General features: G+C 37.6%; 13 protein-coding genes. 5 read left to right on the forward strand and 8 right to left on the reverse strand.

Annotated elements, in window-relative coordinates:
* Positions 1-10: 10 nt before the first annotated feature.
* Positions 11-1,096 (reverse strand): ABC transporter ATP-binding protein, encoded by a 1,086-nt coding sequence (locus AB1I62_RS11870; RefSeq protein ID WP_002356508.1) that lies wholly within the window; start codon positions 1,094-1,096, stop codon positions 11-13.
* Between the two features lie 25 nt (positions 1,097-1,121).
* Positions 1,122-1,664 (reverse strand): XRE family transcriptional regulator, encoded by a 543-nt coding sequence (locus AB1I62_RS11875; RefSeq protein WP_002356507.1) that lies wholly within the window; start codon positions 1,662-1,664, stop codon positions 1,122-1,124.
* Positions 1,665-1,927: 263 nt separating this feature from the next.
* On the opposite strand from AB1I62_RS11875, the gene AB1I62_RS11880 reads away from it, so the two are divergent.
* The 4 genes from AB1I62_RS11880 to AB1I62_RS11895 are packed head-to-tail and all read left to right on the forward strand — an operon-like array spanning position 1,928 to position 4,899.
* Positions 1,928-2,920 (forward strand): YhdH/YhfP family quinone oxidoreductase, encoded by a 993-nt coding sequence (locus AB1I62_RS11880; protein WP_002356506.1) that lies wholly within the window; start codon positions 1,928-1,930, stop codon positions 2,918-2,920.
* A 15-nt stretch (positions 2,921-2,935) separates the two neighbouring features.
* On the forward strand, positions 2,936-3,709 hold the full coding sequence (coaB, locus tag AB1I62_RS11885; protein ID WP_002356505.1) for a phosphopantothenate--cysteine ligase: 774 nt from the start codon (positions 2,936-2,938) through the stop codon (positions 3,707-3,709).
* Positions 3,706-4,260 (forward strand): phosphopantothenoylcysteine decarboxylase, encoded by a 555-nt coding sequence (gene coaC / locus AB1I62_RS11890; protein WP_002365039.1) that lies wholly within the window; start codon positions 3,706-3,708, stop codon positions 4,258-4,260. Before coaB ends, coaC begins: the two co-directional genes overlap by 4 nt.
* 3 nt (positions 4,261-4,263) lie before the next feature.
* Entirely contained in the window at positions 4,264-4,899 is a 636-nt protein-coding gene (locus AB1I62_RS11895; protein ID WP_317068197.1) for an ECF transporter S component, read from the forward strand.
* Between the two features lie 55 nt (positions 4,900-4,954).
* Here AB1I62_RS11895 and AB1I62_RS11900 read toward each other — a convergent pair whose 3' ends face one another.
* A complete protein-coding gene (locus AB1I62_RS11900) occupies positions 4,955-6,160 on the reverse strand; it encodes an aminoacyltransferase (RefSeq protein ID WP_002385715.1) in 1,206 nt (401 codons plus the stop codon).
* A gap of 237 nt (positions 6,161-6,397) precedes the next feature.
* Positions 6,398-6,904 (reverse strand): QueT transporter family protein, encoded by a 507-nt coding sequence (locus tag AB1I62_RS11905; protein ID WP_002356499.1) that lies wholly within the window; start codon positions 6,902-6,904, stop codon positions 6,398-6,400.
* Positions 6,905-7,166: 262 nt separating this feature from the next.
* On the opposite strand from AB1I62_RS11905, the gene AB1I62_RS11910 reads away from it, so the two are divergent.
* Positions 7,167-8,126, forward strand: a complete 960-nt coding sequence (locus AB1I62_RS11910; protein ID WP_002356498.1) for a diacylglycerol kinase family protein — start codon at positions 7,167-7,169, stop codon at positions 8,124-8,126.
* A gap of 66 nt (positions 8,127-8,192) precedes the next feature.
* On the opposite strand, the gene AB1I62_RS11915 is transcribed toward AB1I62_RS11910, so the two are convergent.
* The 4 genes from AB1I62_RS11915 to AB1I62_RS11930 all read right to left on the reverse strand — a co-directional run bounded on the left by AB1I62_RS11915 (position 8,193) and on the right by AB1I62_RS11930 (position 13,354).
* Positions 8,193-10,802: an ATP-dependent RecD-like DNA helicase gene (locus AB1I62_RS11915; protein ID WP_048737920.1), complete on the reverse strand. Its 2,610-nt coding sequence runs from the start codon at positions 10,800-10,802 to the stop codon at positions 8,193-8,195.
* A gap of 26 nt (positions 10,803-10,828) precedes the next feature.
* Positions 10,829-11,473: a histidine phosphatase family protein gene (locus AB1I62_RS11920; protein ID WP_002362550.1), complete on the reverse strand. Its 645-nt coding sequence runs from the start codon at positions 11,471-11,473 to the stop codon at positions 10,829-10,831.
* 216 nt (positions 11,474-11,689) lie between these two features.
* A complete protein-coding gene (gene trmL, locus AB1I62_RS11925) occupies positions 11,690-12,196 on the reverse strand; it encodes a tRNA (uridine(34)/cytosine(34)/5-carboxymethylaminomethyluridine(34)-2'-O)-methyltransferase TrmL (protein WP_002356493.1) in 507 nt (168 codons plus the stop codon).
* 312 nt (positions 12,197-12,508) lie between these two features.
* Positions 12,509-13,354 (reverse strand): methyltransferase domain-containing protein, encoded by an 846-nt coding sequence (locus AB1I62_RS11930; RefSeq protein ID WP_002356491.1) that lies wholly within the window; start codon positions 13,352-13,354, stop codon positions 12,509-12,511.
* Positions 13,355-13,447: the final 93 nt, after the last annotated feature.

The following is a 13,447-nucleotide window of genomic DNA, read 5'->3' on the forward strand; positions in this document are numbered from 1 at the left end:
CCCCTTTCGTTTACTCGTCGTAACTTTCTAAACGGGCATCAAAGTCTTCTTCTGATTCATTGAAGCGCATCACGTGAATATCTTCTGGCTCAAAAGAGAGCCCTACTTGAGCGCCTTCTTTGGCTTTTCGAGTGGAATGCACCATCCATTCGTTTCCTTGTTCATCAAAACAAATAATTTCATAATGAACGCCGCGGAATAACTGTGTATCCACCGTTACGGTTAGCTTGCCTTTTTCAAGCGTGGTAATCGTTAAGTCTTCTGGACGTAAAACGACTTCTACAGGTTCATTTTTCCGCATGCCACCATCGACACATTCAAACTTTTTGCCCACAAATGAAACTAAATTATCTTCCAGCATCACGCCATCCACAATATTACTTTCCCCTACAAAGTCAGCAACAAAGTGATTAATCGGTTCATCATAAATATCGACTGGTGTGCCACTTTGCACGATATGACCTTTATTCATGACAAAAATTTCATCGCTCATCGCTAATGCTTCTTCTTGATCATGGGTCACAAAAATAAAAGTAATTCCTAAACGTTGTTGTAAATCACGTAGTTCATATTGCATCGCTGTGCGTAATTTCAAATCTAAAGCGGATAACGGCTCATCTAAAAGCAATACTTTTGGCTCATTGACAATCGCTCGTGCAATTGCGACCCGCTGACGTTGGCCCCCAGACATTTCACTAATTTCACGTGTTTCGTAGCCGGGTAATTGAACCAAACGTAATGCCTCTTTCACTTTTTTTTCAATTTCTGCTTTGGATAGTTTTTTGATTTTTAAACCAAACGCAACATTATCAAAAACATTCATGTGAGGAAACAAAGCATAATCCTGAAACACGGTATTGACTTGGCGTTTATTGGCAGGTACATCATTTATTCTTTTACCATCAAAATAAACATCGCCAGAAGTCACGTCATTGAATCCCGCAATAATACGCAAAATCGTTGTTTTGCCACATCCTGAAGGTCCTAATAACGTATAAAATTTTCCTTCTTCAATTTCAAAGCTGACATTTTTTAATACTGGTTCATCGTCAAATTGTTTGACAACATTTTCAAATGAAATCACATGGTTTCTCACTGGATAAACTCCTCCATTTCGTTCTTTATAAATACGATTCTGTCGCCACAATTAACGCACGACTTTTTCCTCGACCATTGTTGCTAATTTGGTGAGGTTCTGTTGCTTGGTAATACATGGTTTGACCTTTTTTAGCAATATACGTGGCTTCCCCTAATGTCAAACGAATGGAGCCATCAATCACATAAATAAATGTTTCTGATAGAGAAGGTTCAAACGTTTTGTATTCGCCATTTTTATCAAAAGTAATAATGACAGGTTCCATTTCTTTTTCATTTGAGGCTGGAATTAACCATTTTAGTTCATAGCCATGTTCTTCATCATAATAGAGGGTACTTTCTTCTTCATTGTAGACAATTTTCTGTTCAAGCGGTTGCTGACTAAAAAACTGCTCTGGCGTCACGCCTAGTACTTCTAAAATTGAGAAAAATGTTTCCATTGATGGTGAGCTTAAATCCCGCTCCAATTGGGAAATATAGCCTTTGGATAAATCCGTTCTTTCGCCTAATTCTTCTTGTGTTAAATTTTTCTGAATGCGTAAATTTCTCAACTTCTCACCAATTTCCATGGCACACCTCGTTTCTATTTTCAGCTAATCTTTTCAACAAAAGTTTTGTAATACTAAACTTACAGTTTAGTTTTACCTTTTTTAGTATACGAACTTTTTGAAAAATTTCAACCATTTTTCTTTATTTTTCTAGTCTAATTGTCACACAATCTTTCTTTTCTGTATAACTTACTGTTTATAAGAAGAAAAATGATACGAAAAAATCAGAATATGATAAAATAAGACGAGTTGCTTTTTTACATAATTGGAAGGAGAGTTTTTATATGAATTCATTTCAAGCATTTACGTTAAGAGAACAAGATACATCTGTTATTGGTCAACTAGAAACCATTACTTTAGACGATTTATCAGAAGGCACTGTAGTAATCAAAGCAGCCTACTCCTCAGTTAACTTTAAAGACTCTTTAGCTTCAAAAAAAGACGGCGGTGTGATTCGCAATTATCCAATGATTCCAGGAATTGATGTCAGTGGCACTGTTGTCACATCGGAAGATCCTCGTTTCAAAGAAGGCGATAAAGTGATCGTAACAGGCTATCAATTAGGGGTTAGTCATACTGGTGGTTATTCTGAATATGTGCGTGTTCCTGGCGATTGGGTAGTTCCACTTCCTGAAAAAATGAGTCTCAAAGAAGCAATGATTTTCGGAACTGCTGGCTTTACGGCCGGATTATCTGTCACAGCTTTAGAAGACGATGGCTTACGCGACGACAAAGAAGCCCCCATTATTGTAACTGGTGCGACAGGCGGTGTTGCGACATTGTCTATTGCGATGTTGCATCAATTAGGCTACACTTCGATCACTGCATTAACTAGAAAGCCAGATTCTTTTGAGCTTTTAAAAGAGTTAGGTGTTAGTGAATGCTTATTAGTAGAAGATTTCTTAGCAACTCCTGTTAAAGCATTAATGAAACAGCGTTTTGCTTTTGCAATTGATACCACTGGTGGGGAAATTACTTCTGCTGTTTTACCACAACTTCGTTATGATGGCCGTTCAGCCATTTGTGGCCGCGCTGCTGGAATTACATTAGAGACAACCGTTTTACCCTTTATTTTACGGGGCGTTCATTTATTGGGCATTGATTCGGTTAATGTTGGTATGGACAAACGAAAAATAGTTTGGCAACGTCTTGCCACTGATTTAGACATCACTGAAAAAGCTGTGTATCAAGAGATTACTTTAGAAGAACTTCCCCCTGTTTTTGAAGCATTACAAGCAGGCCAACATATTGGACGGACCATTGTCCGAATTTCTTAAGGAGGCGTTTTGATTATGGATGTTTTAGTTACTGCTGGTGGAACGTCAGAACCGATTGATAATGTTCGTTCGATTACCAATCATTCTTCTGGCGGACTAGGAAAAGCAATTGCTGAAAGTTTTTTAGCTGCTGGACACACCGTAACCTACGTAACAACCAAACATGCATTACGTCCAACCCAACAATTGGACTTATCAATTAAAGAAATAGAAACAACGGTTGAATTAGCTACTACGTTAGAACAACTCTTTGCTGAAAAGCAATTTGATGCGATTGTTCACGCAATGGCAGTCAGTGATTTTACGACGGAAACCGCGCAAACGGAAGAACAATTTATTGATTCTTTTGCTCAACAATTAAGCGAACAAACATTGCCAAAGACCAAAGAAGCCTTGGTAACTATCGTTCAAAACACATTGAATCAGATTGCTGATATTCCTCAAACAGCAACAAAAATTTCATCTGATACGGACCGATTATTAATTTTTCTAAAGAAAAATCCTAAAGTCATCCAAATGATTCGTGACAAACAACCCCAAACTGTTTTAGTGGGCTTTAAATTACTTGTCGACGTTTCACAAGAAGAACTTGTCCAGGTTGCACAAGCCGCTTTGATTAAAAATCGGTGTGACTTTGTCTTAGCCAATGACTTGATGAACGTTCATGAAACAGAACACGAAGGATTATTAATTAACGAAACGGGCATTGTCCAAGAAGCTTGTTCAAAACAAGGGATTGGTTCAATGATCGTTAAAAATGTTGAAAAGAAATGGAGAGAACAACAATGAAAACTATTTTATTAGGCGTCTCTGGCAGCATTTCTGCATATAAAGCAGCAGATATTACAAGTCAACTAACTAAGCTTGGCTACAATGTGGAAATTTTAATGACTAAAAGCAGCACAGCGTTCATCACTCCGCTGACCTTACAATCACTTTCTAAGAATCCAGTGCATACGGATGTCATGATGGAAATTGATCCCAGTAAAATTAATCACATTGAGTTAGCTAAAAAAGCGGATTTATTTTTAGTAGCACCTGCTTCGGCCAATACAATTGGGAAATTAGCCCATGGGATTGCCGACGACTTATTATCAACAGTTGCTTTGGCACTTTATCCTGAAACACCCAAAATTATTGCGCCCGCGATGAATACGTATATGTACCAAAACCCCATTGTCCAACGAAATATTGGCATTTTAAAAGAAGTCGGCTATCAAGAAATAATCCCACGTGAAGCTCTATTAGCTTGTGGCGATTATGGTCGTGGCGCACTTGCCACTGTTGAAGATATCCTTCAAACAGTGATGAAAATTTTAGCATCTGATAACAAGGAGTAATTTATGAATAACACGAAAAAATTTACGTTAACAGCAATGTTCTTAGCTATCTTACTTTTACTGGCTTTAACCCCGCTAGGATTTATCACATTAGGTCCTTTAAATTCGACCACGATGCATATTCCTGTAATTATTGGTTCCATTGTTTTAGGGCCAAAAATCGGTAGTATGTTGGGCGGCACGTTTGGGATCATTAGCTTAATTAAAAATACGACAGCACCAACACCTTTGTCGTTTGTTTTTTCTCCATTTATTCCTGTGATCGGTACCGATCATGGTAGTTGGAAGGCACTTTTAATTGTGCTCATTCCGCGGATTTTAATTGGGGTCGTTCCTTATTTCGCTTACAAATGGCTAAATAAATTAACGAAGGAAAAAGCGCAACCTGTCTCCTTATTTGTGGCTGGTGTTTTAGGCTCAGCAACGAATACCATTTTAGTCATGAACATGATTTATTTTCTTTTTAATTCAGCTTATGCTGAAATTATTGGTAAAGCTGGAACTGCTGTTTACCTAGCTATTATTGCGACGATTTTCAGTTCTGGTGTGCCAGAAGCTCTTGTTGCTGGTGTAGCTGCTTCAGCAATTGCTAGCGTTTTGCTTCGCTTAATGAAACGGAATACAACGCAAAAACTATAGAAAAAAACACAGGGACTAAAAATCAAGTTTGATTTTTAGTCCCTGTGTTTTTTATTTATTTTTTTTGTTTTCGTAATTTATAGGCATATTCACTGGCTTTAAATAATAATTTATTAACCGGTAAATCGAATTCCCCAATAAATTCATTAATCGTTGGGTTGAAGTTCGCTTTAAACTTAATTAAGCCATCATTTAAACTACCTTCTAAGCCGCCCATATTACAGCTTTCGCAGCCACGGTTAAAACATTCTTGAATGGCATCTCGCCAAGTCACATATGTTGGCATGTAGCGTTTATAACGATCATCTAAGCCAGCATAAAGGATTTCACTTGTTGGACCAAATGTCACAGCCAAAGCGCCAGCAACCGTGACGATTTCACCAGCTTCTGCGATATTTTCTTCTAATTCTTTTAGTTCCCGAGTCAAGGAAGCATCTAATTCTTCTAAATTATGGCGCTTTTTCACTTGATTTTCTTTCAAATTACTCAAGTCTTTTTGATTTTTGTCATAGCGTTGTCGCGTGCTATCTAAGCGTTCCTTTAAATTGACTTGCGCCAGCATAATAAAGGAGTCTTCTGGGTAAATGTTCAACAGCTTCTTAAAGTAATCACTATTCCGTAAAGAAATATGTTGGCGTTCCATGGTTGATTGAATGACTTTTTCAAATTCATCAACAAAGTCAACATGCCCTTGCTGCACAACAACCCCTTTTTTTTCAGCTGTTTTAATCATTTTCTTGGTGCTTTTTGACAATTGTTCTTCACTAAAATCTTCACGATAAATATTCGCTTGGAAGCGGGGCTGGATGGTGGCCCCCATATCCATTGTCAGTCCTTGATATTTGGCCCCTGCTTTTTTCAAGGTCTCAATAATAGCTGTCGCTTCAGCATGCGGTTGATGTTCTTCTCCCAAATGAAAATCTTGATAGTGAACCGCTGGATCCATTTTTATAAATAAAGCTCGTTTTTTCTTGCCAAATTTTTTCAATTCAGCCATAAAGTAGCTGACCAAACGTTCATTTGTATAGTCCATTACTGGACCTCTTGGTGTATATAACATCGTAAAACCGGCTGGTAATGGTTTGATTAAAACTAAACTTGATGCGACTAATGTATCCTTTTCATAAACCCCAACAATTTCAGAACCCCAGTTATCCTTGACTTTTGCCCATGAAGATGACTGTAGTAAATTACATAATGGGTGATTTTTAACAAATGTATCGTGTACTTCTGCCGGAATACCGATTTTAAATGTGTACATGTTCAAACTCCTCTGCTGTGACTTTCCAATAGTCCGTTTATCTTACACTATCATAGTGTATTCCAACAGACTAGTAAAGTTTTACATGAAAATTTTTAGAAAAAATGTAGATCTTATTCTTTATGTAAAAAAGACGAGGTAGAAACAGTTCATTCTATCACTTAGTTCACTAATAGCAACGACACTTTTCTTCACTGCCATTCAAAGGATGAATCATTTCTATCCACATCTTTTCAATTAAATACGTGTTTCAAATTTTAATGACTTGTTGATAAAATACATGATTGGTGCTGAAATCGTCATAATAATCGCTTCACTTAATGCTAACCAACCATAAGTTGTCCAAAATGCTTGACCGCCACTTGGTACTAGCATAAAGGCAATAAAAAACATACTTACAGTGAAAAATAGACTATTTAGACACATTCTAACAGGAATACTTGGTACCTTTTTTTGTAAAAAAGCTGTTAAGCTCAACGCAAATAATGTTTGCGCACCACCAAACAGAGCATCCATTACACCGAAACCAAAAAATAAGTTAAAAAAGATAACGCCGCCTAAAACACCCCACATCAATTTGCGATTGAAAACGACTAGGTGATTCAAACTTTCTGAAATTCTAAATTGAATCATACCAGAAGAAACTGGCCGAACCAATAAAGAGAGGACAATATATAAGCCCATAATGATACCATTGGCTAAGACTGTTCTTAGCTTTCGATTGGCTTGAAACGAATTTTGCATACTTTTTCCTTCTTTCTCCGAGTTTTTTTACAAGGGATGGTTGATGAACCTTGGTTACAATTGCAACAGTTCACATTCTAATATGGAACGTCAAAATAGTCAATGAAAGCCCTGTTTTACTTTGCACTTATTTGCAGTTTTCACCTCTCATGCATTATTTCGTGCCTTTTTCTAGTCATTTTTTACTTTTTTAAGCAATCTTTATTCGCAGAAGTTCCTCCCTCTGGTATAATGGACAATAGCGATTCAAAGGAGGAGCTCAATGAACATTCACTACTATCTTATTATCAACGAGCAGGCAAGTAGCGGCAATGGCCGAAAAGTCGCTAGAAAAGTGATTCAACAACTCAAGCAACAAGAACTTAAATATACGGCTCTTTACACTGATTACGCTGGACATGAAAAAGAATTGACGAAGGAACTTGCAGAAACAACTTTACTTCCTTGGTCTGAAGACTTAGACGTTTCAACTTTTCCAATCCTAGTCGTGCTAGGCGGCGATGGCACACTACATAATGTCATTAATTCATTACTTCCATATGATTCAGCTATTCCTTTAAGCTATATTCCATGCGGCTCTGGAAATGATTTTGCACGAGGGGTGGGATTATCAAGGAATATTGATAAAGCATTGCATCAAATCCTGCGCACCAGACGACCAAAAGAAATTCAAACGATTCATTATGTAGAAGCCAACCAAGAAGAAATCGGCTTAGCCACCAATAATGTTGGCTTAGGATTAGATGCGGCAATCGTGGAAAAAACCAACGAATCGTCATCAAAAAAAGCCTTAAATAAATTTAAGCTTGGCTCGCTTTCCTATATTTCTTCAATCATTCATGTCTTTTTTAAACAAAAAGGCTTTCCAATTTTAGTTGAAATGAATGGTAAACAATACACATTTAATCGTGCTTTCCTATGTACGGTCACAAATCATCCTTATTTTGGCGGGGGCGTATCAATTATGCCGACGGCCAATCCTCGCAAAGCAGTCGTGGACTTAGTTGTCGTGGAACGAATCAATATTTTTAAAATTTTGTGGCTTATTTTCCTATTGCTTCGTCAAAAACAAGGGAAATCTAAGCATTTTCATCATTTTCAATCAAGCAAAATTCGAATTGTTTCGACGATTCCACAAACCATTCACGCAGATGGCGAGATTTTAGGCAAACGAAGTATTGATATGGTTTATACCACACAAAAACGTTTGTTTTGGTTTTAACTGAGTCCCTTAAGGTTGAAAAAGAGTGCCATAAGTCAAAACGACTTATGGCACTCTTTCCTTTTCTCACATAAATTGATAAGGCGTCGTATCCTTCATTCCAATCATTGGATCAACAGCATTTGTTTGAATAATTTCGACTGTTAGTCGTGGTTCTTTTGGTAATGGTTCTTCGACAACTTTTGTCGCTTTCTTTGCTGTTTCTGGGGTTGACTCTTCCCCTTCATCAGCAAATAGTGAAACTTCTTGTACCGTTGTGTCAACTAATTGCTCGTCTGTTTCTTTGATCTGATTGGCTTTCGTTGATTGCTGTTCAGTTTCATAAGAGACAGCTTTTGTTTCCTTTTCAGTAAATGGATGGTCTGCCGTTAAACCTTCTTCATAGGCTTCTAACTGAGTTCTAGTCGTTAAGGTCATTTGTTCTGCGTTCACGATTCGTTCTTTTAGCATCGTCATGCGACTAGCCGATTCGTTTTTGACACATGTTTCAAAAGCAGAAACCTCACCTAGTAGAATTAATAATTCTTTACTACGTGTCACTGCTGTATACAGCAAATTTCGTTGCAGCATTCGGCTATACTGATGAACCATTGGCAGTAACACCATGCGGAATTCACTACCTTGCGCTTTATGAATCGAACAACAATACGATAGCGTAATTTTATTCCATTCATTTCTTTTATACGTTACTTCATTATTATCAAACTGTAAAACCAACTCGTCCACTTTGTCCTCTGAGTCTTTGGCTAAAGTAATTCCGACGATTTCTCCCATATCTCCATTGAACACATTTAATTCTGGCGTATTGACTAGTTGCAAAACTTTGTCCCCGATCCGATAGACGGTGTCATTCCATTTGACTTCTTTTTTCTTCCCCTCATTTGGATTGAAGATTTCTTGCATCATCTTATTCAAGGCATCAATGCCAGCTGCGCCACGATACATTGGCGCTAAAACTTGGATATCTTGTGGCGTAAACCCTTTTGCTTTTGCCTTTGTGACGATTTGTCGAATGTATTCTTCAATATGACCAATATCACTTGCAAAGAACGAGCGATCCTTTTGATTTTTTTGAAAATCAGCAGGCAACTTTCCTTCTTTAATTTCATGGGCAAGAGGAATAATACTTGAACCGTCTCCTTGACGATAAATTTCGTTTAGCTCACATTTGGGAATTTCGTTAATTTGCAATAAGTCATGTAAGACTTGACCTGGACCGACAGACGGTAGCTGATCCTTATCACCAACAAAAATCACTTGCATGTTTGTCGGAATAGCTTTTAATAACGTATTGGCTAACCAAGTATCCACCATTGACATTTCATCTACAATTAGCAAACCACCTTCTAATTCTTTGGCGGTTAAACTCGGATTTTTTTCACGACCTGTCAAGCCTAACAAACGATGGATGGTACTTGCAGGTAAACCTGTCGTTTCGTTCATACGTTTCGCTGCTCGCCCAGTTGGCGCCGCTAGCAAGATTGGAAACATCTCCTGCGTATAGTCTTTGAGATCTAATGAAAGACCATTTAGTTCCGCAAACAACGAGACAATCCCATTAATAACAGTTGTTTTCCCTGTTCCGGGCCCTCCAGTTAAAATAAATAACGGCGATTTAATCGCTTCTTCAATCGCTGCTTGTTGCGAGTCGCCATACTGAATATTTAAACGTTTCTCAATCATTCGGATATTTTTTTGGACTTCTTCTTCCTCATAATGAATTTCTTTTTTACGAGAAAGTAAACGCTGAATCGAAGTACCAATGCCCCATTCAGAAAAATAGAGACTGTTCTCAAAAAGTTTAGTCTCTTCTTGTTGGATTTTTCCATGTTCGACTAACGTAATGATTTCATTGGCCACTTGATCAGGTGAGATTTCCACTGGGCGACTTGCTTCCAAGGTCCGAATTGCTTCTTCTAATAAAACATCTGCTTGAACATACGTATTGCCTGAGCGAATGGAGTGTTCAAACACTTCATGTAAAATCGCCGCTCGAATTCGAACAGCAGAATCCGCCTGAATGCCGATTTGTTCAGCAATATTGTCCGCTCGTTTAAATCCGACTCCCTCAATATCTTCAACTAACTGATAAGGATTTTCTTGAATCACAGAAAGGGTTTCTTCTTGATAGGTTTGATAAATTGAAAAAGCTAACTGACTACCGAAGCCGTATCGATTTAGTCCCACAATCACTTGCTCCATCCCGTGATTCAAGCGAATTGTTTCGACGATTACTTGACGTTTTTTTTCATTTAAAACAGTAACTTCTTCCAAAACACTCGGGTCATCAATAATTCGGTCAATCGCACTTTCCCCTAATACTTCAACAATTTTTTCAGCAGTTCGTTTACCAATGCCAGGAAATTTGTCACTTGATAAATAGTTAACCACCCCACTAGCCGAAGTCGGTCTTTCTTGCTGATAACTATCCACCTGAAACTGTCTGCCATAACGAGGATGGTCCACAAAATGACCAAAGAAACGGTAGGGTTCCTCTTCTTGAACTTGGCCAAAACTACCAGTTACTACAATTTCTTTTTCTAAATAATCTGTATTTGTATCGGTCACATTTACAAGAACGACTTTATAAAAATTACTGGGATTTTCAAAAAAGATTGCTTGTACAGTTCCAACAATAAAGGCTTTTTCTTCGTCCTCACCAAAAAGTGTTACCACTACAAGCCCTCCTTTCTGTTGTGTGCTTATTGTGCTTTTTCTTTAGCTAAAAAAGACGTATCATTCCATAACGTTAAGTCGTACGGCATGTTCCTTGATGCCTCTTTGGTTTCAAGGATTGAGAGGCTATTGTTTAACAGCCCGCCCATTGTCCGTAATTCTGATAATGGTTTACCAGCCATCGCTTGGATTGCCGCCGTCAGCGCTGCTCCGTGTCCGACAAATAGAACTGGACCTTCGTGCTGTTTCGCCGCTTCAGCAACTGTTTCTGAAATCCGTTGAATCGCTTGCTCGATTGGTTCACCATCAAAAATTGTTGGATCATACAAATCTAAACGATGCCGTAAATGATCTAATTCTTCTCCATAAAAATTACGCATTTCTTCAATATATTGTCCTTCTAGACGACCTAAACCTAATTCTTTTAAGGTATCTGTATAAACAATTTCAACTGGATGAGTCAATTCTTGTTGAATTCCCCGCGCAGTATTTTTGGCACGTAATAGCGGACTAGAATAAATTTTTTCAAACGGAATATCTTGTAAATATTGGCCTAATTGTTTAATTTCGTCATAACTAGTTGGTAATAACGGCGAATCTCCTGTCATTCCTTGAAATCGTTTCTGTTGATTCCATTCAGTTTTTCCATGTCGTGTAAAATATAATTTCATGTAACTTCTCCAAACTTCTTTATCTCTTCATATGTCTTTCTAGTTTATCACTTCCCTGCGAAAATATCCATGGAAGTTTCTAGTAATCCAAGCAAAATAAGCCTAGAACAAAAATCTAAATTGTTTTTTGTTCTAGGCTTGGAAATTGGGCAACAGTAAAAATAAAACCACTTTCTTCTGACATTTTTGAAAAAAGCGCTGCTGTTTTAACTTTTTTTAATCCAATTTATCATTTTCATAATGATGCGTCAGTTCTAAGTTCGGAAAATTTTGCTGACGTAAGGCTTCATAAACAATTAGTGCGGCAGTGTTAGAAAGATTCAGTGAGCGCACATGTTCATCATTCATAGGAATTCGGATACACTTTTCTTCGTTTTCTCGCATAAACGTTTCTGGTAAGCCCGTTGTTTCTTTTCCAAAAAGGAAATAATGGTCCTCGCCATCATTATAATTGACCTCGCTGTATGTTTGGTGAGCAAATTTGGTTACTAAATGCAAGTGTTTTCCTGCCACATGGGCTAAAAAGGCAGCCAAATCTTTATGATACGTAATATTTACATCATTCCAATAATCTAATCCGGCACGTTTTAAGTGTTTATCATCTGTTGAAAATCCTAAAGGTTCAATTAAATGCAACGGTGTATTCGTCGCTGCACATGTCCGTGCAATATTTCCAGTATTTGCTGGAATTTGTGGTTCAAATAAAACAATATGGTTCGTCAACTATCTTCAGCTCCTCAAATATCAATCGTGTTCATTTTAGCATAAATTCAAAATAAATAGCGCCCACAATACTTATTTTCAAAAAAAAACCGCATGACGCGATGATGTCAGGCGGCAGCTATTCTAACCAATAAAAAAAACGTACCGTCTCGGTGTCTAGCACGGCGAGTCGTTACGTTAGTGAAGGTCTCTTCACTAACTTTTATCAGAACAGGACCCTGATAAAAACCAATGAAAAAACAACTTGTAAGTAATATAACACCAATGTCACTTTATTGCAAGACTTTTTTAGGATTTTCTTCACAAAAAAGTCTATCTTTTACGACCTACTAACAAGCGGACGTCAATCGTGACTTTTTCCAATGGTCGCTGTTGTAGCTCGGCTTTAACTTCTTGAGAAACTTGCCACTCTAATGGCGACATTTCTAATAAATCCAACCGTCTTTCCTCGGAAATGTCAAAGCAATAAGTTATTCGTTCATCTACTTCCACAGCTAATTCCTCGGCAAAACGTTGGACTACTTTTTGATTGGAATAACTTTGTTTCTTTTCGTCATTGGGATAAAAAGCCGCTCGTAATTCCTTTAAGTAATTCTCTTCAGGAATAATTTTAATCACAGTCCCGTCAGCTTTTAGTACTCGCCGAAATTCTTGATAATGTGAAGGAGAAAAAATATTCAAAATCGTATCAAGCCCTTCATTCGCAAATGGCAAATTCGTTAAATCCGCCACACACCAAAACGCATCAATTGGCTGATTACTTGCTAAATAGATTCCTTCCTTTGATAAATCAAACCCGATTTTCAGTCCAGATAAGCCTGCTTGACTTAACTCAGCTAGAAAACTCCCTTCACCACAACCAACATCGACTACTGTTTTATTTTGAGGAAGATAGTGCATAATTTTGTTTAAAACAGGCGCGTACATGCCACTTTGAATCATTTTTCCTCGAGAAGTAAACATTTTTTTATTATATTCTGTCTGAACGCTATGATTTAGAAAGTATAGCGTGCCTTTCTTGGATAAATCAAATTGATGCCTCTGTTGACAAATCAGACCAACCCCTTCTAAATGCATTGGTTCATGACAAGTTGGACAGCGAAAAACGGCTGCTTCTTTTTTTAATAATTGTTGTGCTCGTTCAATTTTCTTTAACATTTAAAACTCCTTACGTTCATCAAATGAACATTTTCTCTTATAAAAAGTTGCACTCTTTTTTTCAGGGCTATGGTAGTAAGCAGAATTATGGTA

The organism is Enterococcus sp. AN402 (assembly GCF_040719405.1).
GTDB lineage: Bacteria > Bacillota > Bacilli > Lactobacillales > Enterococcaceae > Enterococcus > Enterococcus faecalis.